Below are 26070 nucleotides of genomic sequence, written 5' to 3' on the forward strand. Positions count from 1 at the left end.
ATTGGCTAAGAAAATTTAACTCAAACAGCTTCTAACATTAAAATAAAAAAACTCCCCGATGCAATCGGAGAGTTTCACTAATATGGAACTTTACAAATGTTACTTTGTAAATAACATTTCTCTGTATTTCGTCATTGGCCAAAGTTCATCATCCACCATCATTTCAAGGTCGTCAGACGCTTCTCTGATTATATCAAATAAAGGCTTCACGCTGTTGCAGTACTCTTCTGCCTGCTTTTGGCTTTCCGTTACGGCTTTTGCCGCTTCTCTGGCTTTGATCAGATCCTCAACGCCTAATTTGATTTTCGATACGTTTTCAGAAATATGGGTAATCAGGCTCATTTGTTCTTTGGCTAAAGACTTGAACTCGTTCTCTCCGAAGATTTCTTTAAGACCTTTTACGTTCTCGATCAGTCTGTTCTGGTAATTTAAAGCGGAAGGAATAATGTGATTTCTTGCGATGTCGCTTAAAACCCTTGCTTCGATATCGATTACCGTAGAATATTTTTCTAATTTAATTTCGTTTCTCGCTTCAACTTCTCTGTGGGTAAAAATTCCCATTTCTTCGTAAAGTGCCAGGAATTTTTCGTCCATTTCCTGCTTCAATGCTTCAGGAGTGGTTTTCAGGTTATTTAAACCTCTTTTTTCAGCTTCTTTAGCCCAGTCTTCGGAATATCCATCCCCTTCAAACATGATGCTCTTGCACTGCTTGATGTATTCTCTTAATATATTGAAGATCGCTTCGTCTTTTTTCAGACCGGTTTCAATTAAAGCATCCACTTCTTTTTTGAAGTCGCTTAACTGTTTTGCGGCGATGGTATTCATTACCGTCATGGATTCTGCACAGTTTGCAGAAGAACCTACGGCTCTGATCTCGAATTTGTTTCCTGTGAATGCAAACGGAGAAGTTCTGTTTCTATCGGTATTATCCAATAGGATTTCAGGAATTTTTCCTACGACATTTAATTTTAATTCTGTTTTTTCTTCAGGAGAAAGTTTTCCGCTGGTTACTTTTTCAAGCTCTTCCAGTACGCTGAACAGCTGGCTTCCGATAAATACGGAAATAATAGCCGGCGGTGCTTCGTTTGCTCCTAATCGGTGGTCGTTGCTTGCAGAAGCGATACTTGCCCTTAAAAGATCCGCATATTCATGAACGGCCTTGATGGTATTTACAAAGAAGGTTAAGAACTGTAAGTTTTTCTTAGGATTTTTTCCAGGACTTAAAAGGTTTTCCCCTGTATCGGTTGCCAAAGACCAGTTGTTGTGTTTTCCGCTTCCGTTTACCCCTGCGAATGGCTTTTCGTGGAATAAAATATGGAAATGATGTCTGTGAGCAATTCTTGCCATAACGTCCATCAACAAAGAATTGTGGTCAACAGCAACGTTTACTTCTTCAAACATCGGAGCCAACTCGAATTGGTTTGGAGCTACCTCGTTGTGTCTCGTTGTAACCGGAATTCCCAATTTCATACATTCGATTTCCAGTTCCTTCATGAAGTTCATCACCCTTGTAGGAATAGAACCGAAATAGTGGTCATCCAACTGCTGTCCTTTTGCAGGAGAGTGTCCTAACAAAGTTTTCCCTGTTAATACAAGGTCTGGACGAGACTGATATAATGCAGAATCTACTAAGAAATATTCCTGCTCCCAACCTAAAGTAGGCGTTACTTTGGTTACGTTCTTATCGAAATACTGCATCACATTGGTCGCGGCCTCGTCTACGGCATTCAATGCTCTTAAAAGTGGTGCTTTATAATCTAACGTTTCCCCTGTGTAAGAAATAAAAATCGAAGGGATACATAAAGTCGTTCCCATAATGAACGCCGGTGATGTAGGATCCCACGCCGTATAACCTCTCGCTTCAAAAGTGTTTCTGATCCCTCCGTTCGGAAAAGAAGATGCATCCGGTTCCTGTTGGATCAATAAATTTCCGCTGAATCTTTCGATGGCTCTTCCTCCTTCAATCGGGGTAAAGAATGAATCATGCTTTTCTGCAGTAGATCCTGTTAATGGCTGAAACCAGTGAGTATAATGAGTTACTCCTTTGCTCATAGCCCAGTCTTTCATTGCTACGGCAACCTGATCTGCAATGTGTCTCTGGATTTTGCTCCCTTTTTTTACCGCATCCATAATAGACTGGAATGCTTCTTTCGTTAAATATTCTCTCATCGTTTCTTCTGAGAAAACATTCTGGCAGAATAATTCTGACAATTTTACAGGAACTTCAACGGAATTATCTCTTCTAAAGTCCTTGAATGGTAAAGTTTCTAACGCTTTGAATCTTAAAGTTGACATATTAGGTTTGATTTTTACGGGGCAAATTTACGAAAAAAATAAATCGAAAACATTTTTACCCCAAAAAATTAAGGGGTGTTTTTGTTTTTTAATAAAATTTTAAATTTTAGTTACGTTTTAGCAGGGGTTGTGAATTACAATGTGATCATGATTGCTTACATGGAATGTATTTCGATGATATTTAATTATTTTCTATTATAAAAAAATAACCATGGATTTTTATGGCAATGGTACTTCACGATGTGCAAACAAGATCATTTAACAGCGGAGGCTTTATTGATGCTGATACAAGAAGCTGTCATCATCCGGCTTCCTTTTTCCAGCATTAGGCCTGACTTGTGTTTCGGGTTTACGTTATAGATTTAAAAAGTAACAGCCTTTATCCCTATCTTCAATATTAAGAAAATTTATTCCTGAAATTTTAAAAGCAACTGTCGGAAAATGCTAATTTTAAAAAGGAAAAGATAATAGAATGCATAAGGAATTTTAGTAAAAAACTGGTTTACAGGATAATGAGTGTATTAAAAATATTTTTCGTAACTTAGCAGACTTTTTATAAAAATTTTTAAATATATGACAAATTCTAGAGCAAGAGAAACCACCGAGGCCATTGAAAGACTATACATATCTATGAGACATTTGTTTTATAGAGGTTTTTTTAAGCCAGGCGGAGTTTCGGGAGAAAGCATTAGAAGTTTGTTAAAGACGATCAATCCGGAAATTTACGGTACCATGAGTATTCCAAGCAAATTGGAGCTTGATGGTTTGATGTATGTTTTAGACAGACTTCCAGAAGGTATTGAAGAATGCGCTTTCATTCATCTTACATCAGATGAAGGTTTTGATAAAGGAAGTTTTGAACCGATCGTTCCTAAAAAGAGAAGAAGAAACTGTTACAGGATCGATGAACACCAGATGAATATCGAAGTGCTGCTGGGACGTTCGGAAATTTATGATATCCTTACTCACCTTACCTTTCTGTTTATTGAAGCTGACAAGGTCCGGGATCTGGCCTTTATTCAGGATGAAAACTGGAAACCGACCCGTGCTTTTAAAATCATCGAAGAAGTGGTAAAAGGCGAAAAGAAATTCAGCCGGAAAGAAAAAGAAGTAGCGTTGATTCATCTTTCTTCTTTAATAGGGAGAACTTTTGAAGAAACACTAAACGCCTATAATACTTTTGGGGATGACGATAATCCTGACCGCTTATTCAAAATCATCTATAATCTCGCAAAAGTAAGCCTCGAGGATGCCAAGCAGACAAGAGAGCGGGAAATTCATTTCAGTGCGATATTGAAGGAAAGGGTAGGACATCACTATTTTGGTGAAAAGTGGGCAAATAAAGTGAAAGAAGTTCTATTTGAAAATAATCTTCACATGAGGCCGCTTCACATTATTTCTGCCAATATGCATTCTGTTAAAAATATGCTGTATGCAAATGATGCCTTAAAGAAAAAAGATACAAAGGAAGTAGATTATAAGCTTTACGGTGAGATTTCTGATAAAAAAGAGCTTCGCGACAAAGTTTCCAAATACGCCCTTGATGAAGGATTGATTTATATAAATGATAAGAGCGGAAGCAATATCGATGTTCAGATTATCGATCTTAAAAAGACAAATCTTAAAAATACACCTTTTGCAGCAGCAAAATATTCAGGGGATGATGTCATTATGGTTTTTGATTATGCTTTTGGCGAACAGGCTTATGAGGTAATGGACGAATTGTTGAGGCCTTACGAACATAAAGGAGAGGTGTATATGATGAAAGTAAAATCTGTCTCCATTATGGGTAAAGCAGGTATTCTTGCCGGTGGAAAAGGAGATATTATGATCCCGACCGCCCATATTTTTGAGGGAACAGCAGATAATTATCCTTTTGAAAATGCTTTGAAGCTGGAAGATTTTAAAGATGATGAACTCCAGGCTTTTGAAGGACCGATGATTACCGTACTGGGAACCTCGCTTCAGAACAGGGATATTCTTTCCTATTTCATGAATACTTCTTGGAAAGCAATCGGCCTTGAAATGGAAGGGGCTCATTACCAGAAAGCGATCCAGGTAGCTTCTAAAATAAGACATCATATTACGCCGGATCTGTTTGTGATGTATGCGTATTACGCGTCGGATAATCCACTGGAGACAGGAAGTACGCTTTCTTCAGGAGGCCTCGGGTTAACGGGGGTTAAGCCAACCTATCTTATTACTTTAAGAATCCTGGAAAAGATTTTACAAAGCGGAAAGAATGAACTTTTTGACTAATGTACATTCTTAGTTAATTTAAAATATAATCCTTCAGATTTAACCTCTGGAGGATTTTTATTTTTGAATAGAACAACCAGGGTTTCACGGATGTTTGCTTTTAAGTTCTCAAAAAAATGAACATCCACAAAAAATAACCCTGGTCTGTAGGAGTAAAAAATAATTATCTTTAAAAAAATAAATAAATGAGTACCGTATTACAATTAGCCAAAAGATTTCGGGAAGTATTGCTGGATGGTCTGTGGATTGCCAACACCAATTTTAAAGATCAACTTAAAGACATAACCTGGGAGCAGGCAGTAACACAAATCGGTTCGCTGAATACCATTGCCATGCTGACTTTTCACATCGATTATTACATTGCCGGATTGATCAATGTTTTTGAGGGCGGAGGTTTAGAAATCAGAGACCAATACAGTTTCGATCTCCCTCCGGTTGAATCGCAGGAACAATGGGAAGTATTATTGAATAAACTTTTGAGTGATGCTGAAAGGTTTGCTGTTTTACTGGAACAGATGCCCGATGCTAAAATGAATGAACCTTTTGTGGATGAAAAGTACGGCAGCTATCTAAGAAATATTGATGGAATGATTGAACATTGTTATTATCACTTAGGGCAGATCACCTTGATCAGGAAACTTTTGAACTAAAACACAAATTGTACGAATATCTTCACGAATGACACGAATTTTATTTGTGATTAAATAGTGCAAAGATTTGTGGTATTCGTGATTGAATATCTCCCGCAGATCAGACAAACTGACCAGGCGTTTGCGTAAAAATCTGCGTCATCTGCAAAATCAGCGAGAGAATTTAAGCGAATCCAAAACCTCATCATATCTCTTCTTTTGAGGTTTTTATTTTAAATACTTACCTTTAGAAAAATAAAATTTTAAATGAAAAAATCGGTTGCAATCCTGTTTGCGTTTATCATTTCTCAGTTTCATGCCCAGCAGGGGCCTTATTACCAGCAGAGTGCGAAATACAAGATGGATATTGATGTCAATGCTGAAAAATTTACCTATGAAGGAAAACAGACGTTAGATTATAAAAACAATTCACCGGACGAATTGAATGTAGTGTATTTCCACTTGTATTGGAATGCTTTTAAACCAGGTTCAATGATGGACCAACGCGTAGCATCACAGGGAAAAAACGGAGATTCCAGATTGCAGAAAGACGGAATATCAAGATTGGCTTCGATTCCTAAAGATCAGGAAGGTGCACAGAATATCCACTGGATCAGGCAAAACGGCAAGACGCTGAAATTTGAAGTTCAGGAAACGGTGATGAAAGTTTATCTGGCGGAACCGATTAAACCGAATGCATCCACCACTTTTACTCTTGAATGGGATGCTGTTATTCCACAGCAAATCAGAAGAAGCGGAAGAAACAACCGGGAAGGCGTCGACATGACGATGACCCAATGGTATCCGAAGATCGCAGAATACGACTATGACGGATGGGCAACCTTCGATTATATCGGGCGGGAGTTTCATGCCCCGTTCTCGGATTTTGATGTAACCATTAAAATTAACAAGGACTATGTAATCGGAGCAGGCGGAATTCTTGAAAACCCTATGGAAATAAAAGGTTATGATGCCAATGCCAAAATAAAAGCCGATAAAAACAAAGCAACCTGGAAATGGACGGCTAAAAATATCCTGGATTTTGCCTGGGCAGCCGATAAGGATTATATTGTAAAAAGTTTCGATGTTCCGGAGGGACCGAAAGTATTCCTGGTGTACCAGAATAATGACAAAACCAAAGTCTGGGAAGAAGCGCAGCCCTATATCACAAAGTATTATCAGCTGATGAATGCCCATTTCGGAAAATATGTATATCCTACATATTCTTTTATCCAGGGTGGCGATGGTGGAATGGAATACGGAATGTGTACCATGATTTTAGGGGAAGCTAAAAATATCGAAGGACTGATGGGTCTGATGGCTCATGAAGGGGCCCACTCGTGGTATCAGCAGATGCTGGCAACCAACGAGCCGATGCGCCCTTGGATGGATGAAGGGTTTACCAGCTATGCGGAAGGTTATGTGATGAATCAATTGTTTCCGCCGGCTCAAAAACTTCCGAATCCGTTCTTCAATTCGATCAATGCTTACCGGAATTTCGTAAAAAAAGGAATTGAAGAACCTGCGGTTTGGCTGGGCGATCACCACGACAACGGAACTTCTTATACCTACGCATCGTATGTAAAAGGAGAGTTGTACCTGGTAGAATTGGGATATATCATGGGTGAGCAGAATCTTGCCGAAACCCTGAAGCAGTATTATGACCAATGGGCGTTGAAGCATCCTTCTGACCGGGATTTTCTGCATATTGCCCAAAAAGTTTCGGGAATGGACCTGAAATGGTTCCAGAATTACTGGATCAATACCACCAAAACCATCGATTACGGAATCAAAGATATAAAGTATGATGCCAAATCCACGACCATCACTTTGATAAATAACGGACAGGTTCCGATGCCGATCGATTTCAGCATCATGACCTCCGATAAAAAGATCGTGAATTACCAGATCCCGATGAACATGACGCATACCTGGAAAACGAAAGATGCTTATGGCGAGTTCAAAACAATGCCTTACTGGCCATGGACTCAAAAGGAATATACAATTACCGTTCCTTACACAAAATCCCAATTGTCTATGGTAGGAATCGATATCAGCCAGAGGCTTGCAGATGTAAACCCGGATGATAATTTCATTGAGGTGAAATAGTTTTACAAATAGCTAAAAAATAATCCCTGGAACATTGCTCCGGGGATTATTTTTTTTATACAATTTTGTGTTAAAGCCTATTTAATTTCAAACTGCTTTACCATCCAATGATTGGCGTGGTTTTTCAGAAGGTCATTTTTGATAGTTTCATCATGGGTATTTAGATAAACATATACTTTCAAAGGAACAGAATCAGGATATTCTTTCAGTCCTTGCAGGGCAATGGCTTTTGCTTCTTCTTTCCTGTTTCCGCTTTCTAGGGCTTCATAGTTGTAAATGTATATAAGGGCAGGAACTTTTCCGTAAACACTTTGGATTTCGTCTTCCAGCAGCTTTAGGGTTGCCATCTGAAATTCGGGATTCGGTTTTTTTCCAGCGGCTTCGGTCTGGCTGATATGTTGCTGATACATCAAAAAAAGCATCAGGATATGAAGGTTCTTTGTTTCCGGGTTTGCGGCCAGCCCCTGGATTTTTTCTATCGTTTCAGGAGACATTTCATCATTTTCAGCTTGTAGTGTTTTTATATAAAACCCGTCGAGAATGTTGTATATGGTTTTATCGGTTCCGTCAATCTTCGATTCTTTTTTAATTTTTTCAAATACTTCTTTTGCGGCGGCGGCTGTCTGAGCAGGGATATTCAGTCCGGTAAAAAATAAAAAAAGAAGAAACAGCTTTTTCATAAGCGCGATTTGAAATGATTTTTAATTTTTAAATATAATTAATTGTTTTTACATACGGCAAAAAAGTAATTTATAAGATGAGAAGGCTGGTTTTATTAAAATCATTAATTTTAACGCTTTAAAATGAACACAAGATTTCGGTCTTTTTTAAAATAGATGCATGAATTCAATTGTAATAAACATAGGCAACAGTAATATCCGGTTTGGGCTTTTTAATGACGATAACTGCGATATTTCCTGGGTAATCAATACCAAACCGTACAGAACGCCTGATGAATTGTATGTTCAGATGTCGATGCTATATCAGACGTATAAAATCGAACCGAAGGAAATTCATAAAGTGATCATAGGTTCTGTAGTTCCCCCGCTTACCAAAGTAATGAACGCTGCGATTAAAAAGATCCATGATCTCGATCCTGTGATTGTCGACAGGACTACGCCCTCCGGAGTTGTGGCAAAATCTAAGCAGATGGGAACGGATATCTATGCAAATCTCGTAGCTGCACATAATATGTATCCGGACCGGAAAAAAATCGTGCTGGATTTCGGAACGGCACTTACGGCAAGCTGTGTTGCAGAAAATGGGGAAACATTAGGCGTCATTATCGCTCCGGGAATCGTTACGGCTTTAAATTCCCTGATCAGCCAGACTGCACAGCTTCCAAGTATAGAACTGGTAAAACCAAAAACCGTATTGGGCCTGGATACCGTTACCTGTATGCAAAGCGGAATGGTATATGGATTTTTGGGAATGGTAGAAGGGTTTATCGACCGAATTAACGATGAAGTAGGCGGCGATTGCTTTGTTGTAGCGACAGGTGGGGTTTCCCATGTTTATAAGCCGCTTACCGATAAGATTCATGTGATGGACCGGCTTCATACGCTGAAAGGATTGTACTTTTTGGGGAAAGATAAATAAAGAAGTCTCAAAAAGAGGCTGTTTTGTTCATCAAACTATCTTTTGGATCTGAAGAACTCCTTAACCATCGAGGAGCATTCATTTTCCATAACCCCTATAACGATCTCTGTTTTTGGATGAAGGCTGAGGTGCTTATTAATAAAACCGCGCTGTTCGTCTCTTGCTCCGATCACCACTTTTGAAATCTGCGACCAGGAAAGTGCTCCGGAACACATGACGCAAGGCTCTAACGTCACATACATCGTGCAGTCCTTCAGGTACTTTCCGCCCAAAAAATTGGCGGCCGAAGTAATGGCCTGCATTTCGGCATGTGCGGTAACATCATTTAATGTTTCCGTAAGATTATGGGCTCTTGCAATGATGCGGTTGTGGGAAACGATAATGCAGCCGATAGGAACTTCGTCTTTTTCAAGGGCTAACTCTGCTTCGTGAAAAGCCATTTTCATAAAATATTCGTCGGTAAACATCGTAATTATTCAATATTCATGGTTAGAGGAAGCCTGAAACGGTATCTCACGGGATTGCCATTTACGATGGCCGGAGAAAACTTTTGTGAAACGGAATATACTGCGATTTCTGCCTGCCTGTTAAAAGTATAATTGTCGCCTTCCGCTTTTACGTTGCTGATGCGGCCGTCTGTTTCCACAATAAAACCCACATTGGCTTTTATAGTTTTGATGTCAGAATATATGCCGCCCAGATAAAAGAGGTCTGCCACTTCCTTCCGGAGTTCATTAATTCCGCCGGGATAGTCGGCTGCTTTATCAATAACGACAGAAGGAGTATGCGATGGTTCTAAAGGCAAATTTTTATTCAGTAATTTCAGTTTGTCAAGGTCTTCAAGGTTTTTTGTTTTCAGCAGGGCTCCGGTGAGGGCCACATTTTCAATGCTGTCCATCTTCTGCATGAAAAGCTGGTAATCCTGCTTTATTGAGGCTTTGTAGTAGTTATTTGTTTCTGCGTCAAACTTTTTCCTGAATTCTTTACTTAGCATGGAACGATGCTGGTTGTAATAATTTTTAATAAGTTTAAATTCCTCTGTCTGCTGGGAAAGGCAAAGGGACGATATAAAGCAAAACAAACAAACGATAAAAGATTTCACTTAGGTATATTTATGTAAATGTAGTCAAAAATCACGAATCATTAAGTTAGATTTCAAGATAGCGGTTCAGCGATTCCTGCAGATGTTCCCGGATTTCTTCAACTAAAACCTTAGGTTCCAATACCTGAACCTCTTTCCCGTAAGAAAGTATTTCCTGCATGAAATCATAGGTAGGATGAAGGAAAAATTCAAAGAAAATTTCTTCAGGCGTTTCCTTTGTTTCCTTCTGGGACTGGTGAAGCGGGAAGCTCCTGATGTATTCGCCCTGGTGCCTGCTGCACCTCAGTAAAATCTTTTCAGGATGCTGCTCAGCCAGGTTCATAACACCGAAAGCATTTTTGAAATGTTCCCTGAAATTGTACTTGTATTTTTCCCTGAATTTATTCTTTGAAACATCCAGGTAATTGATCCGATCCAATCCGAAAGATTTCAGCATTTTATCTTTGGTATCTACAGCAATCAGGTACCATCTGTTTTTAGATTCTTTGAGAGCCAAAGGATGAACCTTTCGTGAGCTCATCACCTTATTCTTATAATTATAGTGTTCAAACAGGATCACTCTTTTATTACGGATCGCAAAGAAAAGATCATAAAAATGTTCTACACCCGTAGGTTTCCTGGTTTCAAAAAAGACAAGGCTTGAAAAATCAGGATGGAGGTTTAAAGCGTTGCTCACCTGAAAAGATTCGAGTAATTTCTGGTTGTACTCATCCACTTCCAGAACCGGGCGGCTCTCGATATAATAACGGTTGTCGCCTTTCTTTTTGTTGTGGATGGAAAGGTTGAAAAGATTGGCAATTTCCCGGATATCCCGCTGCAGGGTACGGATCGAATAACTTTTGATTTCCGCATCCTGGAATTCGAAGGAATTAAGTAAATATTCTTTCAGTTGTAGATAAGTAGCCGCGGAAGTTTCCAGTCTCTTGATAATGAGCGCATATCTTGTCAGGTAAAAGTCTTTTTTCATTCTGGAATATTTAATTATTGCCGCCTGTTGCATTTGTTCATGAAATGCATGACGAGCGTTTCATTGCTAAAAGTTTGTACCACAAATATAGGGTGTTCTTGCGACAAAATATGTCGTGTTTTTATTTTGTTTAAAAAATTAACAATGGTGTATCCAATGATGTGAAAGTAGATAACAGGTGATATTACTGGACTTTTAAAGCTTACTGATTTCTTTGCTTTTATCAATTTTATTTATAAAGATTGGAAAATAGTATAATTAAAACACTGCTCCGGCTGTCCGGCATATTGTGAATGGTGATTCAAAGAATGAGACATTTAAACGTATTATTGGTATGGTTATTAGAATGCTGAACAGCAGCGGAGCAGTAATTTTTTAAATATTAATAAATTTCTTCTTCAGGGATATTGTTCTCAAAATCCTGCCGGAAAAAGTTTTCAATATCATTGAGATAATTATCATAATCGATCTCTGTATTCTCAATGTCGCTCCATTCAATAGTATAGAGATTTTCATCAAAGTGTGTATCGGAGTTGTGATTTGGTGTTTCCATGTTTTCTCTTGGTGTCTGGTTTTTAAAATTGTATATCCTATAAAAATTCAGTATCTATTGCTGTTGAATTCAAAAGTTATAACGCTATTTCTATCTTGCCTTGTTTTATATTTCCAAAAGTAAAAGTGGGTAGCGTCAAAACTCGACGTATTATTTTTTTAGTTTTAAAAAAATTAAATATTCTTTTAGGTATTTCTGATGAAGATAAAATAGAAGCACGGCAGATATAGATATTATAAATCCAAAGAGTAAAACATGTTTAAGAGGAGATTATTTTCGTACTCTGCCGAAATACGATTTTAAGATTATTCAGATAATTGTCATAATCTGCCTCTGCATTTTCGATGTCGCTCCAGTCAATGGTATAAAGTTCATGATTAGAATTTGCATATGAAGTATAAGTTCTTGTTTTCATTTTTTTGCGGTTTTTCGTGTTAAAATCTGATTAAATCAATATTGAATTCAAAAGTTATTTTTATTTTATATTTCCAAAGGTAAAAGCGGGTAACGTCAAAACTCGACGTATTATATTTTAATTTCAAAAAAAATTAAATTTCTTTAAATAGGCTTTCTGATAATATAGGATGTGTCTGCAGAAACAGGTATAATAATGTGTGAAACCATAATATCATCAATAAATATGTACAGATGTCACAGCTGTCTGGAAAGGATCGCAGGTAATCGAGTAAAGAGTATACTACGAAATAACCTGAAATGAAAAATATAGTGTTCATCAGAAGAGCTGCTAAAGTTAACCTCATTTGTTCTTCCGGTCATATTCATGTGATAATAAATATAATTTAAAAAGCTTATATTAGGCAGTTATAAGTTTTAAAGCTTATATTTTATTTTTAATCAGTTTCTGTACAATCTGGTTTAAAGTTTCCCTGTTATCATCGATATAACACAATCCGGCCTGTATCAGGGCTTCGATATTTGATCTTCTTACGTTATCCATAGCCGGGGAAGCGTTTTTCAGAGATGGGTTCAGCCGGTAATAATTTTTCTGGTTCCTCAACCCTAAGGTCTGAAACATCTGGCTCAGCTGATAATCTACGGTTTCTGCATTGGCAGACATCAGGATATCTATGATAGGATTTACCCAGCCTAGTTTTCCGGACTTCTGCATTTTCCTGAAAGAATACGGCCTGGCTTCAATTCCGGTTCCTATCGAAACAATGATCATATCATTAACCGTCGGTTTATTGGCCTTCTGATGATTCTTCAATACTTCTGCAAAAGGAATTTTCCTGGCCTCGGCATAGGCGCAGAGTGCCGGGTTGTTCGCAAACATTCCGCCGTCGATCAGGCTGAAGATCTGCCCGTACATGGATTTGATTTGTACCGGACTAAAATAAGTAGGAGCGGCGGAAGTTGCCCTGCAGACATCTTTTACATAAAAATTATCGGTACTCAGGCTGGCTTTCCAGGAATTGAATAATTTCGCTCTCCTATTTTCTATATCGTAGCTGGTAATCAGGCAGGGTTTGATGAGCTCTTTCAATTCCAGATTTCCAAAAAAGTCATTTAGGTTTTTTTCCAGGGCTTCCTGGGATATTTTTTCGTTTAGCAATCCGAAAGGATTTACCAGGCGTTCCCAAAAAGAAACCTGGAATATGTCGCCACCTTTTTCAGCATACAGTTCTAACCCTTTCTGGATAGAATATTTTGCTTTACGGTGTTCATCGGGGCATAGAATAATAGACGCAATCAGTCCGCCGGTGCTGCTTCCCGCAACAAAGTCGAAATAGTCGCCAAGTCTTGCGTTGGGCTTGTCGTACAACTGTAGCTGCTCTTCTATGTAACGCAGAATGATGCAGGTGATGATTCCCCTGATTCCGCCCCCGTCCAAAGAAAGAATGGTTGTCTTTTTCATATGATTTTTCACTTTTTTTGATAGAACATCATGCAACTTTAGAAAAGTAAAACCAATAGCGTCTTATAATAACTATTGGTTTTATCCTGTGGTATGAAGCTGTTTTGGTGTTTCTTCTGAAGCAAAGGTATAACGGGGAAGCGACAAAACTCGTCGTATTAAAAAATAAATTCTCCATTTGGAGAATTTATTTTAAACATAATGTAGGTTCTTCTTTTTCAGAAAGTTATTAGCTTAATTTTAAATTCTATTCAGTATAGTTAAGATTAATAAAAGTTATAGGATTACATACCCGTCTTTATCCGTCTTCATTTTCAGCAGGGTTCGCCAGCTTGTCTTTACAATGCCTTTTGCCGTGATGATATTTTTCTTTTCAAAATGCGGAAGGTCTTTGAAGTTTTTCCAGTTGCCGCCCCAGTCCCAGCCATGTCTGGCGAAAATTTTTACACATTCGTACCAGTCGGCTACCTTATCGTTGTCCCAGTCTTTCGCCGTATCCCAGCTGGCGGCTTTTCCGTCGACCATCAGACAGATGTCAACGGCAAGTCCGTAATTATGTATGCTCTGCCCGGCTTTGGCGTTGGTTACTTTTTTTCCTGAAGTAATCCTTCCGATGGCATAAAGCTTTTCCTGTTCTTCAAAACTCCTTAGACCCTGGGTAATTCTTATTTTTGCCCTTCCGGTTAAGGCTTCATCGCATTCCTTAATAATCTGCTTCACTTCCTCTCTTACCGAAGGGTGAAGCTTTTCAATTCTTTGTAAAGTTACTTTGTCCATATTCTCAATGTGTTGATGTTCCGGAAGCAAAGGTATGAGGTCGGTGCGTCAAAACTCGACGTGTAATAATTTATTCATCTTAATATATTTGATTTTAATGCTAAGAATATGAAAATGAGAAATATAAAATAAGATATTTATTTAGATATACCGATTAAAGCATGCAATTACCGGGAAATTTTATCATTCAGCTTTTTAATATCACTTCTTAATTCCAAGAACATATCTTTTAAATTATAATGTTCAATATTGTCCGGCTCAAAATCTTCCGGGAAAATACCTGATGCATACTGCCAGATTTCCACAATTTCCCCCAAAGGAATATCGTACGGATTATAAAATGAGTTGTCTGCCGCCACGGTGATTGATTTTTTCTTTTTAGCCTTGAACCTTTTATAGGAAATCCCGTCATTCAGCGTTACAAAAACATAACTCTTATTGGGTTTTAAATCTTCAATATTCTCAACATACTTTCCGATAATATATGAACCGTCTTTAAATGGCGGCATTGAATCTCCTTGGGCGGGAAAAGCCCGGTATTTCCCATTGACTAAAAATGGCAGGGAAATTCGCTGTAAGCTTTCAATGTACTCGGGATCGCTGTAGCCGGACAGATAGCCCATCGACGCTTTCTGCGGAACGATCTCGATGCTGTTGTTGCCTAATTGATCCACCACCACCGGAAGGACAATCCGGTTGTCCGGCAGCCTTAATATTTCTTCCAGCGGATATTTTCTGATATCTACTGAGACCAGAAGATCGATGCTGACATTAAAAAATTTTGAAATCTTTACCATTACTTCAATCGGCGGTTCCGAACGTCCGTCTTCGTAAGAAACATACCGCGACCGGGTAATAATTAATGTATCCGCCAGATCCTGCTGGGTGACCCCTTTCTTACCTCTCAAAAACCTGATGTTATCTGAAAAAACTGACATTGTTATAATTTGTAACAACAAATATACAAATTTTGTTTAAAAACGTAACTAATTTTGTCAGGTGGATCGAGCGATTGTACATATGGACCTGGATGCATTTTTTGTATCCTGTGAGAGGCTCAGTAACTCTCAGCTTGACGGTATTCCCCTTATTATCGGAGGCGGTGACCGTGGAGTAGTTGCATCGTGTTCTTATGAAGCCCGGAAGTTCGGGGTACGTTCCGCTATGCCGATTCGAATGGCACTGAGGCTTTGTCCCGATGCAAAAATCATTAAAGGCGACTATGAGCTATACTCGAATTTATCCCACACCGTGACGGATATTATTCAGGAAAAGGTTCCGGTTCTGGAAAAAGCGAGCATTGACGAATTTTACCTGGATCTCTCCGGGATGGATAAATTTTTCGGATGCTATCAGTGGACCCAGGAAATCGTAGCGGCTGTAAAAAAAGAAACCGGGCTTCCGATAAGCTTTGCTTTATCTGCCAACAAAACCGTTTCCAAAATCGGAACCGGGGAAGCCAAACCTGCGGGGAAAATGGAAATCCGGGAAACGGAGATCCGGCCATTTTTAAATCCTCTTTCCGTCAGGAAGATTCCGATGGTGGGGGATAAAACTTTTCAGCTTCTCTCCCGGGTAGGAATCCGTACGATTCAGACGCTGTCTGAAATGCCTGTCCTGATGCTGCAGCAGATGATCGGGAGCAACGGTAAGGAACTGTGGAAAAAAGCCAACGGCATCGACGAAAACCCGGTAATCCCTTATTCCGAGCGCAAATCCATTTCTACGGAAGACACGTTTTCAACAGATACGATCGATGTTCCGGAATTAAAAAGAATCCTCACCCGAATGTCGGAAAAGCTGGCCTATCAGCTAAGGCAGGAAAAATGGCTTACATCAACAGTCGTTGTGAAGATCCGCTATGCCAATTTCGACACCGAAACCAAACAGAGCCGGGTGGCCTATACTTCGGCAGACCACACNCTTACATCAACAGTCGTTGTGAAGATCCGCTATGCCAATTTCGACACCGAAACCAAACAGAGCCGGGTGGCCTATACTTCGGCAGACCACACTTTATCAAGAGTCGCCCTGGAACTTTTCAACCGGTTGTATACCCGCAGGATGCGGATCCGGCTGATTGGTCTCCGGTTTACCGACCTGGTCCACGGAAACCACCAGATGAACCTGTTTGAAGACACCGAAGAACAGATGAATTTATACCAGACCATGGATTACCTTAAAAACCGTTTCGGAGCAGATGCTGTCGGCAGGGCTTCGGGCTTCGATTTAGAAAATAAAACAACCCTTTAATCTTTTTGCTATGTATCTCAATTGCCATTCCTTCCACAGCCTCCGTTACGGTACTTTGTCCGTAGAAGAACTTGTACAGAAAGCCAAAGCCCTGGAAATTAAAACCCTGGTGCTTACCGACATCAATACAGTCACGGCCATTTATGATTTTAAAAAACAATGTGACGAAGCAGGAATAAAACCTGTTGCCGGAATGGAGATCAGGAAAGAAAACAGGCTGCTGTATATCGCTATAGCCCGTGAGTTTTCCGGCATTGGTGAAGTGAACAGGCTGATCACGGCTTATAATTGTGAAGGTACGGAACTTTCGGAAACGGCTCCCTCTTTTGAGAATGTATCGGTAATTTACCCATTGCAGAATATGCCGAAAGAACTTAAAGAAAATGAATATATCGGCATCCGGGAAGAAGAGCTGAACTTCCTGGTGCGTCCTGAGCTGAAAAAACATGTGGATCGGATGGTAATTCTTCAGCCGGTAACTTTCAGTTCCCAGAAAGAATATAACCTTCATATGATCCTGCGGGCGATCGACAGGAGTACCTTGTTATCTATGCTTACCGAGCATGACATCTGCCGTAAATCTGAATATTTTAAATCAGAAAGAGAAGTTATGGAAGGCTTTCAGTATTATCCTGAAATCATTGAGAATACCCAAAAGCTTCTCGACACATGCCGTTTTGAATTTGATTTTGAAAAAATCCGGAACAAACAGCATTATACAAAATCAAAAGCTTCCGACCTGAAGATGCTGACAAAACTCGCCTATCTTGGGTTAAAAAAAAGATATGGAGCCGATCATTCGGAAGCCAGACAAAGAGTAGAAAGGGAATTACATGTTATAAATGAACGTAATTTCTGCTCCTATTTCCTGATCACCTGGGATATCGTCCGGTACAGCAACCTTATGGGATTAATGCATGTGGGAAGAGGAAGCGGGGCGAATTCCATTGTAAGTTATTGTTTGGGAATTACCGACATCTGTCCGCTTGAGCTTGATCTCTATTTTGAACGCTTTCTGAACCTGAACCGGAATTCACCTCCTGATTTCGATATCGACTGGAGCTGGCAGAACCGGGATACGATTCTTGAATATATTTTCAAAAGATATGGAAGAGAATATGTCGCCTTCTGTGGGACCAATGTTCAGTTTAAATACAAATCGATTTTCCGGGAAGTCGGTAAGGTTTTCGGGCTTCCGAAAGAAGAACTCGACAGCCTGGCCAATGATCCTGTTGAAAAACATGACGTGAATTCAATTGTCAAACATGTCCACCGCTACGGTGCGCTGATGGAGAAATTCCCGAACCAGCGCAGCATGCACGCCTGCGGAATCCTGATCTCGGAAGAACCGATTACTAACTTTACCGCACTGGAAATGCCTCCCAAAGGCTTTCCGATCGCGCAGTTCGATATGGATACGGCAGAAGACATCAAACTTGAAAAATTAGACATCCTTTCCCAGCGCGGATTGGGCACGATCAATGATACAGTAGCCCTCATTAAGAAAACCCGGGGAATTGATATTGATATCCGGGATACGAGCATTTCCAAAGATGAACGAAAATGCAATGAATACCTGGCCATAGGGAAAACCATCGGCTGTTTTTATATTGAATCTCCGGCAATGAGGGGACTGCTTAGAAGGCTAAAGTGCGATAATTACAGGATATTGGTCGCTGCATCTTCCATCATCCGGCCCGGTGTGGCCCAAAGCGGAATGATGCGGGAATATATTTTCAGACATAATCATCCTGATCAGTTTGAATACTTCCATCCGGTATTTGAGAAAAACCTGAAAGAGACGTACGGAATTATGGTTTACCAGGAAGATGTCATTAAAATTGCCCAGTATTTCGGAGGGGTATCCCTGGCAGATGCCGATACGCTCCGCAGGGCGATGAGTGGAAAGGAAAGATCAATCAGAAAGCTGCATGAAGTAAAGGCTAATTTTTTTGAAAAATGCAAAGGGGAGGGACATTCCGAAGCACTTACGGCAGAAGCTTTCCGGCAGATCGAGTCTTTTGCCGGCTATTCCTTTTGTAAGGCGCACTCGGCTTCTTATGCGGTGGAAAGTTATCAGAGTCTCTACTTGAAAGTATATTATCCATTGGAATTCATGGTTTCAGTGATCAATAACCAAGGCGGGTTTTACCGCACCGAAGTATACATTCATGAAACGAAAATGTCCGGCGGCAATATCCAGCTTCCCTGTATAAATTCGAGTGAAGTACAGACCACGCTTAAAGGGAATGATATTTATCTAGGCTTTGGCCTGCTGGAAGGTCTTGAGACAAAAATGGTCCACAAAATTGCAGAAGAGCGGGAAAGAGACGGAGATTATGCTTCTTTGGAAGATTTCATCAGGCGTATTCCTGCCGGAGTGGAAACCGTACAAACATTAATTTTCATCGGGGCCTTCCGTTTTACCGGTAAGCAAAAGAATGAACTGCTGTTGGAAGCCCGGATGCTGCTGGCTAATTTCAGGCCGGAAAATCGCGGAATGCTGCTGATCGATGAACCTGTGCAGCCATTCCGGCTTCCGGAACTGAAAAGGGAACGTTTTGAAGATGCTTTTGATGAAATCGAGATCATCGGTTTCCCGGTTTCCTGCACGCCGTTCGATCTGTTGCAGACCAAATACCGGGGTTCGGTGTTGGTAAAGGATCTGCCGCTGTACCATAAACGTCAGGTAAAAATGCTGGCTTACCTGATTTCCAGAAAGCATGTCCCTACGAAAAAAGGAGCGATGTATTTCGGAACATGGATCGACGCGAACGGGGAATATTTCGATACGGCCCATTTCCCGGACAGCCTGAAGGAATATAATTTTCAGGGCGGCGGCTGTTACCTGCTGCTCGGAACGGTGGAGATCGATTATCATTTTCCTACCGTTACCGTCCACAAAATGGCGAAAATGCAGATGATTCCCGATCCGCGCTATTCTTTTGACGAGGATAAAAATTATCAGGTACATCATAAAATCCGGGAAGATGTCAGCATGACCTCACGGAAACCCTATCCACAGGCTCACGAAATCGGGTTGCCGAGACATCGGATCAACAATGGGTTGAGGTAAATCAATTTTTTATAGATTTAAATTATCAACTAATAATAACATTAAAAATTCCGACTATATTTAATTAATATTGTACGTATATATACCGTACGTTTATTTTATTATTTACGGATTATTTCCGTACATTTGTAAAAATTTAAGTTATGGGTGTATCAATTAAAGAACATGCACGGTTTGATGCAAGACTCTCTAAAGAACAAAAACAGTTCTTTGAAAAAGCTGCATCTTTAGGTGGTTTCAGAAGTCTGACAGACTTTGTTATTATGACCGTTCAGGAAAAAGCAAAAGAAATTATTCAGGAAAAAGAACAGATCATAGCTTCTGAAAAAGACAGCCGGGTTTTTTTCAATGCCATTACAAAACCGAAAAAACCTTCAGAAACATTAAAAAATGCTCTGCAAGATTATAACGCGTTTATATCAGATTCAAAAAAATGATTGAGCTTTTAGACAAAAAACACAAGCGGGAAGATTTCGACTGTGGTAGAGAGCTTTTAACCAATTATTTAAAAACACAGGCGGGACAGGATGTCAAAAGGAAGCTGTCTGCCTGCTTTGTATTGTCTGAAAATGCATCCTCTATTAAAGGATATTATACACTTTCAAATAGCAGTATTCCTTTAAAAAGTTTTCCGGAGCCTATTCAAAAGAAGCTTCCGAAATCATATCATTCTATTCCTGTTACTTTACTTGGACGATTAGCCATCGATAAAAAATATCAGCGTCAGGGAATCGGTAAAATATTACTGATTGATGCTTTGAAAAGGAGTTATGAAATATCGCAGGAAATAGGATCATTCGCAGTGGTTGTAGATCCGATAGATGAAGAAGCGGAAAATTTTTATAAAAAATATGATTTTATAAAACTTCCTGACAGCGGAAAAATGTTCATCGCTACCAAAACATTGGAGGAGCTCTTCAGATAAATATAACTGCGTTTGACGAAGATTACATATTGACGAATTCGTTTTTAAATTCATATTTGATAAAAAAGGATTTGAGAATGGTGAAATTACTGATTACCGCTAAAAAACTTCACCGTTTCATTCACCAGGAATTTTACCTGATCCGGCCGTCCCCGATCGGTTTTCGGGAGGTTGTTGTAGCTTCCGGTTCTTACGATCACCATCTTGTGCTCCGGAACCATAATGATATATTGCCCCTGCAGCCCAAGGAAATAATAATGTTTAATCGGATTGTCATTATTGATCCAGAAGCCCATTCCGTAAATTTCTTCTGAGTTTTTTGTCGGGGTTCTCATCAGATCTATGAAATCAGGGTTCAGAATCTGTTGGCCGTTAACTTTTCCGTTATCCAGAAACAGTTGTCCCAGCTTGGCAAAATCCCGGGCATTGGAATGGATGCAGCAATAGGTTTTTTCCATCCCGCTTTCGTCGGTGCTCCAGGTGGCGTTCTGCTCCATGCCCATCGGGATCCAGAATTTTTCGGAAAGGTAGCTGGCAAGCGATTGTCCGACCGCTTTTCTCACGGCAAAACCTAAAAGCTGGGTGGATCCGCTCTGGTATTCAAACCTTTCGCCCGGGCGGGATTTGAATTTCCTTGAAAAGGTAGCTTTCATCAGGCTTCTTCCATAATAGGCTCTGGCATTCGGGAGAAACGGGTTTTTATAATCTTCGTCCCAGTCCAGGCCGGATTCCATTTGGGCCAAATGCTTCAGCGTTAAGTTTTCTGCAAACGCCTTGTTTTTAAATTCTTCAAAATAGCCGGTGAACTTGTCATCGATGCTGCCGATCTTTCCTTCCTCCAGCGCTTTCCCCAACAGCATCACCGTTACGGCTTTCGCCATGGAGAAAGAATTGGTCGTAGACAAGGCATGATAGCCTTTCCAATATTGCTCGTGGAGTAATTTTCCGTCTTTAATCACGATAAAAGATGCGGTGTCCGAAAGGGTAAGATTGTCAGTTATATTTTCAGGTAATTCTTTTGTGTTATAATCAGGATCTTCTTCCCAAAGTACCGGAGATTCCGTAGCGATGAGGTTGGCGGAGAAAAATTTACCGTCGTCGATATTGGCACTTATCTTTCCCCTCAGATAGGTTTTTGAAATTCCGTTGAAAAGGTATCCATAGCCTAAAATATAAAAAATGGCCAGGGCAATGATGATGAACGCAGCAAGATAAATAAGAGTGGTCATAATAATCGGTCTTCAACAAATTTAAAATAAATTCAGACACGAAAAAGAGTGATCTGCTTTTTATCATTACGGTGAAACTTTTCAGGATTATGAAAAGCTGTTTGCCATTGCCTTCTGCCAATAAAAAAGCCCCGATTTCTCAGGGCTTCTGTCTATATTTTTGAAAGTAAGTTTCTGAAACTTGTCTTTTCGTCGATAATTCTTCTCAGTTCCGAAACAGGAACTCTTTCCTGCTGCATCGTGTCTCTGTCTCTGATCGTTACCGTGTGATCTGTTAAAGAATCGTGATCGATCGTGATACAGTATGGGGTACCGATGGCATCCTGTCTTCTGTAACGTTTTCCGATCGCATCTTTTTCCTCGTAGAACAGATTGAAATCGTATTTTAAATCATTAAAGATCTGCTCGGCATATTCTGCCAAACCGTCTTTTTTCATTAATGGAAGAATGGCTGCTTTAATCGGTGCCAAAGCCGGAGGCAAAGAAAGAACCGTTCTTTCCGAACCGTCTTCCAATACTTCGTCTTTTAGACAATGAGAGAAAATAGAAAGGAATAACCGGTCCAGTCCTACTGACGTTTCCACTACATACGGAACATAGTTTTCATTTCTTTCCGGATCGAAGAACTGAAGCTTTCTTCCTGAAAATTCCTCATGCGCCTTCAAATCGAAATCTGTTCTGGAGTGAATTCCTTCCAGCTCCTTGAAACCAAATGGAAAATTAAACTCAATATCAGCCGCAGCATTGGCATAATGCGCAAGCTTTTCATGATCGTGGAACCTGTAATTGTCATCACCTAACCCCAGCGCCAAATGCCAGTTCAGTCGTTTCTGCTTCCATTGCTCGTAGAACTCCAGCTCGGTACCCGGTGCTACGAAAAACTGCATTTCCATCTGCTCGAATTCACGCATTCTGAAGATAAACTGTCTCGCTACGATCTCGTTTCTGAATGCCTTTCCGATCTGGGCAATCCCGAAAGGAAGTCTGTGACGGGAAGTTTTCTGTACATTTAAAAAGTTAACGAAAATCCCCTGCGCGGTTTCAGGTCGTAAATAAAGATCCATTGCAGAATCTGCAGAAGCCCCTAACTTGGTTCCGAACATCAGATTGAACTGTCTCACCTCCGTCCAGTTTTTGGAACCGGTGTCAGGATCGGCAATTTCCAGCTCTTCGATCAGAGCTTTTACATCAGCAAGGTCTTCGTTTTCCAGGGATTTTGCCAGTCGGGAAAGAATGGCTTCTCTTTTGGCTCTATACTCCAATACTTTAGGATTGGTAGCGACAAACTGGTCTTTATCGAAAGCTTCACCGAATCTTTTGGCTGCCTTTTCAATTTCCTTGTTCTCTTTATCTTCAATTTTAGCACAGTAGTCTTCCACTAAAACGTCTGCTCTAAAACGTTTCTTGGAATCTTTGTTATCAATCAGCGGATCGTTGAAAGCATCTACGTGGCCGGATGCCTTCCATGTCGTCGGGTGCATCAGGATGGCCGAATCAATACCCACAATATTTTCATTCAGCTGTACCATTGCTTTCCACCAGTACTGCTTGATATTATTTTTAAGTTCGGCACCGTTCTGTCCATAATCATAAACAGCGGATAAACCGTCGTAGATCTCACTCGAAGGGAAAATAAAACCGTATTCTTTAGCGTGAGAAATCACTTTCTTGAAAACATCTTCTTGCTTTGCCATAATTTTTTTAACGTCTGAAGTTGCAAAAGTAGTGAAAAAGAGGGAAGTTGGAAGAGGGAAGGAGGAAGTTTTTGCAGGCCAGGTTGATAAGGAGCCGGGAACCTGCTTTCCGCTGTATCTTTTCCGTCCGCACAATCCCCTTCCGGAAAAGGATGCCGCTGCAATCAGGGCTAGGACAAAGCAGCGCATAAACCTGACGGGTTTTCAAATCCCGTTAGGTTTCTTATAGTATAAGAACTCAAAGGAGTGCCCTGGTACATGACCGGAAAAGGAGCCGGATGCCGGAAGTTTCTTTTTAAACTAATGAATTCGTTTAGGATTTAAGTTTTTGAAAATTATTGAATATTATCCGTTTAACCATATAGGTTATCGATGATTAAGTATTTAATTGGTCCATTGGACAAATTTATAAATACCAGAATGTAGATAAATCTGAGTTTGGTGCATAATGGTCTTTCGTTTTACAGGTGAAAAATTTTCCATAACTTACCATCACCGGCGAGTGAGGTGAAGATAGTTCTAGGCTATGAATTCTGATTTTTTGGTGAAACATAAATTCCACTGGCCGGTCTATCTTCAAAATTATTTTATAAACAGTTTTTAAACAAGCTTTTAATTTAAAATTCCATAGTGAAAAAGATTATTTTATTTTCAATTTTATACTTCACAATAGTAAGCTGTAGCAATCAATTATTTAATTATGCCCTTCAAAAATACGGAATATATGATGATAATGTTTCTCTAAAAAAAATAAAGTACAAGGAGAAAGAGATCATTTTTTTACCAATGCATCATATAGGAACTGAAAAATTCTATGTAAATGTTAATAATAAGATAGACTCATTAAGTAAGTCTAACTATTTTTTCTTTACAGAAAAAGTAAATATGAAGGATTCTGAAAAAAAGATTTAATGAAATTGAGAAAAGTTATAGGGTTTGCTTTGCCAAACGGGGGATATGAAAAAATACTGGACTCAATTCTCACTGAGAAAAAAATAGTGTTAAAAAAGAAAATCGTTTTTCAGCCCAATTATTCGGACTGGCAACTGAATGATAATAACAGTAAAAATACGGATGCAACCGTTCATGAGCTAATCAACTATTATGAGTCTAAATATGGAGAAGTCAAACTGGAAGAATGTGATTTGGCAGTACCTGATGTGTCAAATAGTACAAAATGTAGAAAAGATAAACATTCCGGAGCTTATGAGACCTTAGTCTTGAATTATCGAAATAACCTTATAGCGAATGCTATAAAAAATGATTCCAGGCAAAAAATAGCATTAATTTATGGAGCCGGGCATTATGAAGGCGTAAAGAAAATTTTAGACTCACTGGACAAAAAATAAACAACGAAAAAATAACCTGAAAAGCTTCGGATTTTATTTATAAGACTAAATTTCAGGAGCCGGGAACCTGCTTTCCGCTATATCTTTTTCGCCTGCACAATACCCTTCCGGAAAAGAATTCCGCTGCAATCAGGGCTAAGAAAAAGGAAGCGTACAAACCTGACGGATTTTATAAAGTAAGATTTGAAGATTTCAGTATACATTAAGTTGATTATTGTCTCAAATTGAGATAATTTAGCGATATTTGTTACCATCAAACCAATTACAATGAAAAGACCGGTTTTTCTTATTATTATTTTACTGCTGCTTACCCATTTCTTATCGGCTCAGGAAATTCCGGCAGGTAAAGTGGTCACCACTTACATCACGGCAAAAACCCTGGACAATAAAGCCGGGGAAAATCCAAAACGGAGAATTTCGGTGTATCTGCCTCCAGACTATGAAAGTTCCTCCAGGCGGTATCCGGTCATTTATTTTTTACACGGTTTTTTCTGGAGCGACAGCCTGCTGATAAGCAATGACAAAATCAACCGGATTTTCGACCGGGCCATTCATCTGAAAAAAATTAAACCTGTTATTGTCGTTATGCCGGACGAAAGCACGGTCTTCAAAGGGAGTTTCTATGCCAATTCAAATTCCTCCGGCAACTGGTCGGATTTTACGTCAAAAGAACTGGTGGATGTTATCGACCGCCGGTACCGGACCATCGCCAATAAGGCCAGCCGCGGGATTGCAGGTCATTCAATGGGGGGAAATGGTGCTTTGCGGAATGCCATCCTCCACCCTGAAACATTTTCCTCCGTTTATGCGCTTTCTCCCGGTGTTCTGGATGCAAGGTATTTTGCACTTACCGAAATCGATGCCTATAAAAAGACAGCCGGTATCAAAGAAGTAAAAGATCTTTCAAAACCTGAAAATATAGGAGCCACCATTCTTTTTGCCATTGCCAGAGCCTATAACGGAAACAGCAGCAAGCCTCCGTTTTTTGCCGATCTCCCTTTTTCTTTCGACGGAGAAAATATAAAAGTAAATGCAGGCGTTTTGGAAGAATTAAAAAACAATTCCGTTTCAGAACTGCCTTTCACCCATTATGAAAACCTCAGAAAATTAAAGGCCATCAAACTCGATTGGGGAAGGAATGACGAATTCAGGCACATCCCAGTTACCTGCAGAAATTTCAGCCAGACCCTCGAACTGCTCAAGGTAAAGCATGAAGCCGAAGAATACATCGGAACCCACGGAAGCGAAGTAAGCAGGGAAAACGGAAGGATAGAGAACAGCCTATTACCGTTTTTCAATATCAACCTTACGTTTGAAGAATAAAGTGATGAGTTTTCGCATTAAGAAACAGGAACGTTTGAGTGCCGTTTGAAGGCGC

24 protein-coding genes are annotated in these 26070 nt (G+C 39.8%); 12 read left to right on the top strand and 12 right to left on the bottom strand.

Going from position 1 to position 26070, the window contains the following annotated elements:
• Window positions 1-99: 99 nt before the first annotated feature.
• Window positions 100-2295 (bottom strand): glutamine synthetase III, encoded by a 2196-nt coding sequence (locus ACED20_RS19990; protein ID WP_294223698.1) that lies wholly within the window; start codon window positions 2293-2295, stop codon window positions 100-102.
• A 573-nt stretch (window positions 2296-2868) separates the two neighbouring features.
• On the opposite strand from ACED20_RS19990, the gene ACED20_RS19995 reads away from it, so the two are divergent.
• The 3 genes from ACED20_RS19995 to ACED20_RS20005 all read left to right on the top strand — a co-directional run bounded on the left by ACED20_RS19995 (window position 2869) and on the right by ACED20_RS20005 (window position 7292).
• Window positions 2869-4554 carry a DUF6909 family protein gene (locus ACED20_RS19995; RefSeq protein ID WP_294202219.1) on the top strand — a complete coding sequence of 562 codons (1686 nt, stop codon included), beginning with the start codon at window positions 2869-2871 and terminating at the stop codon, window positions 4552-4554.
• Window positions 4555-4739: 185 nt separating this feature from the next.
• Window positions 4740-5204 carry a DinB family protein gene (locus ACED20_RS20000; protein ID WP_345766966.1) on the top strand — a complete coding sequence of 155 codons (465 nt, stop codon included), beginning with the start codon at window positions 4740-4742 and terminating at the stop codon, window positions 5202-5204.
• A 246-nt stretch (window positions 5205-5450) separates the two neighbouring features.
• Window positions 5451-7292 (top strand): M1 family metallopeptidase, encoded by a 1842-nt coding sequence (locus ACED20_RS20005; RefSeq protein ID WP_294234070.1) that lies wholly within the window; start codon window positions 5451-5453, stop codon window positions 7290-7292.
• A 77-nt stretch (window positions 7293-7369) separates the two neighbouring features.
• Here ACED20_RS20005 and ACED20_RS20010 read toward each other — a convergent pair whose 3' ends face one another.
• On the bottom strand, window positions 7370-7972 hold the full coding sequence (locus ACED20_RS20010) for a hypothetical protein (protein WP_294202216.1): 603 nt from the start codon (window positions 7970-7972) through the stop codon (window positions 7370-7372).
• A 160-nt stretch (window positions 7973-8132) separates the two neighbouring features.
• Between ACED20_RS20010 and ACED20_RS20015 the strand changes: the two genes are divergently transcribed.
• A complete protein-coding gene (locus tag ACED20_RS20015; RefSeq protein ID WP_294202215.1) occupies window positions 8133-8891 on the top strand; it encodes a type III pantothenate kinase in 759 nt (252 codons plus the stop codon).
• A gap of 35 nt (window positions 8892-8926) precedes the next feature.
• Here the strand turns inward: ACED20_RS20015 and ACED20_RS20020 are convergent, their stop codons facing one another.
• The 8 genes from ACED20_RS20020 to ACED20_RS20055 all read right to left on the bottom strand — a co-directional run bounded on the left by ACED20_RS20020 (window position 8927) and on the right by ACED20_RS20055 (window position 15104).
• Window positions 8927-9358 carry a nucleoside deaminase gene (locus ACED20_RS20020; protein ID WP_378106507.1) on the bottom strand — a complete coding sequence of 144 codons (432 nt, stop codon included), beginning with the start codon at window positions 9356-9358 and terminating at the stop codon, window positions 8927-8929.
• A 5-nt stretch (window positions 9359-9363) separates the two neighbouring features.
• A complete protein-coding gene (locus tag ACED20_RS20025; protein WP_378106509.1) occupies window positions 9364-9885 on the bottom strand; it encodes an energy transducer TonB in 522 nt (173 codons plus the stop codon).
• A 154-nt stretch (window positions 9886-10039) separates the two neighbouring features.
• On the bottom strand, window positions 10040-10960 hold the full coding sequence (locus tag ACED20_RS20030) for a YafY family protein (RefSeq protein WP_294202211.1): 921 nt from the start codon (window positions 10958-10960) through the stop codon (window positions 10040-10042).
• A gap of 382 nt (window positions 10961-11342) precedes the next feature.
• A complete protein-coding gene (locus ACED20_RS20035) occupies window positions 11343-11513 on the bottom strand; it encodes a hypothetical protein (protein ID WP_345766972.1) in 171 nt (56 codons plus the stop codon).
• A gap of 259 nt (window positions 11514-11772) precedes the next feature.
• Entirely contained in the window at window positions 11773-11928 is a 156-nt protein-coding gene (locus tag ACED20_RS20040) for a hypothetical protein (protein ID WP_345766973.1), read from the bottom strand.
• A 423-nt stretch (window positions 11929-12351) separates the two neighbouring features.
• Window positions 12352-13389: a patatin-like phospholipase family protein gene (locus ACED20_RS20045; protein ID WP_294201661.1), complete on the bottom strand. Its 1038-nt coding sequence runs from the start codon at window positions 13387-13389 to the stop codon at window positions 12352-12354.
• Window positions 13390-13665: 276 nt separating this feature from the next.
• Window positions 13666-14166: a M15 family metallopeptidase gene (locus ACED20_RS20050; protein ID WP_294223611.1), complete on the bottom strand. Its 501-nt coding sequence runs from the start codon at window positions 14164-14166 to the stop codon at window positions 13666-13668.
• A gap of 167 nt (window positions 14167-14333) precedes the next feature.
• Window positions 14334-15104 (bottom strand): helix-turn-helix domain-containing protein, encoded by a 771-nt coding sequence (locus tag ACED20_RS20055; RefSeq protein WP_294201664.1) that lies wholly within the window; start codon window positions 15102-15104, stop codon window positions 14334-14336.
• Window positions 15105-15165: 61 nt separating this feature from the next.
• On the opposite strand from ACED20_RS20055, the gene dinB reads away from it, so the two are divergent.
• From dinB to ACED20_RS20075, 4 genes are all read left to right on the top strand, one after another.
• A complete protein-coding gene (gene dinB, locus ACED20_RS20060; protein WP_378106514.1) occupies window positions 15166-16419 on the top strand; it encodes a DNA polymerase IV in 1254 nt (417 codons plus the stop codon).
• Between the two features lie 10 nt (window positions 16420-16429).
• Window positions 16430-19495 (top strand): DNA polymerase III subunit alpha, encoded by a 3066-nt coding sequence (locus ACED20_RS20065; protein ID WP_378106516.1) that lies wholly within the window; start codon window positions 16430-16432, stop codon window positions 19493-19495.
• Between the two features lie 143 nt (window positions 19496-19638).
• On the top strand, window positions 19639-19932 hold the full coding sequence (locus ACED20_RS20070) for a DUF1778 domain-containing protein (RefSeq protein ID WP_294201668.1): 294 nt from the start codon (window positions 19639-19641) through the stop codon (window positions 19930-19932).
• Window positions 19929-20420, top strand: a complete 492-nt coding sequence (locus ACED20_RS20075) for a GNAT family N-acetyltransferase (protein WP_294223601.1) — start codon at window positions 19929-19931, stop codon at window positions 20418-20420. Before ACED20_RS20070 ends, ACED20_RS20075 begins: the two co-directional genes overlap by 4 nt.
• 86 nt (window positions 20421-20506) lie before the next feature.
• Here ACED20_RS20075 and ACED20_RS20080 read toward each other — a convergent pair whose 3' ends face one another.
• A complete protein-coding gene (locus ACED20_RS20080) occupies window positions 20507-21649 on the bottom strand; it encodes a serine hydrolase (protein ID WP_294239096.1) in 1143 nt (380 codons plus the stop codon).
• Between the two features lie 152 nt (window positions 21650-21801).
• Complete coding sequence (locus ACED20_RS20085) at window positions 21802-23343, bottom strand: glycine--tRNA ligase (RefSeq protein WP_378106519.1); 1542 nt, start codon at window positions 23341-23343, stop codon at window positions 21802-21804.
• A 31-nt stretch (window positions 23344-23374) separates the two neighbouring features.
• Between ACED20_RS20085 and ACED20_RS20090 the strand changes: the two genes are divergently transcribed.
• From ACED20_RS20090 to ACED20_RS20105, 4 genes are all read left to right on the top strand, one after another.
• Window positions 23375-23572 carry a hypothetical protein gene (locus ACED20_RS20090; protein ID WP_378106521.1) on the top strand — a complete coding sequence of 66 codons (198 nt, stop codon included), beginning with the start codon at window positions 23375-23377 and terminating at the stop codon, window positions 23570-23572.
• A gap of 401 nt (window positions 23573-23973) precedes the next feature.
• Window positions 23974-24255, top strand: a complete 282-nt coding sequence (locus ACED20_RS20095) for a hypothetical protein (protein ID WP_378106523.1) — start codon at window positions 23974-23976, stop codon at window positions 24253-24255.
• Window positions 24255-24692 (top strand): hypothetical protein, encoded by a 438-nt coding sequence (locus ACED20_RS20100; protein ID WP_378106525.1) that lies wholly within the window; start codon window positions 24255-24257, stop codon window positions 24690-24692. The genes ACED20_RS20095 and ACED20_RS20100 overlap by 1 nt, the downstream gene beginning before the upstream one ends.
• 267 nt (window positions 24693-24959) lie before the next feature.
• A complete protein-coding gene (locus ACED20_RS20105) occupies window positions 24960-26015 on the top strand; it encodes an esterase family protein (protein ID WP_294201678.1) in 1056 nt (351 codons plus the stop codon).
• Window positions 26016-26070 lie beyond the last annotated feature (55 nt).

Origin of the sequence: Chryseobacterium sp. sg2396, assembly GCF_042610505.1 — a bacterium.
GTDB lineage: Bacteria > Bacteroidota > Bacteroidia > Flavobacteriales > Weeksellaceae > Chryseobacterium.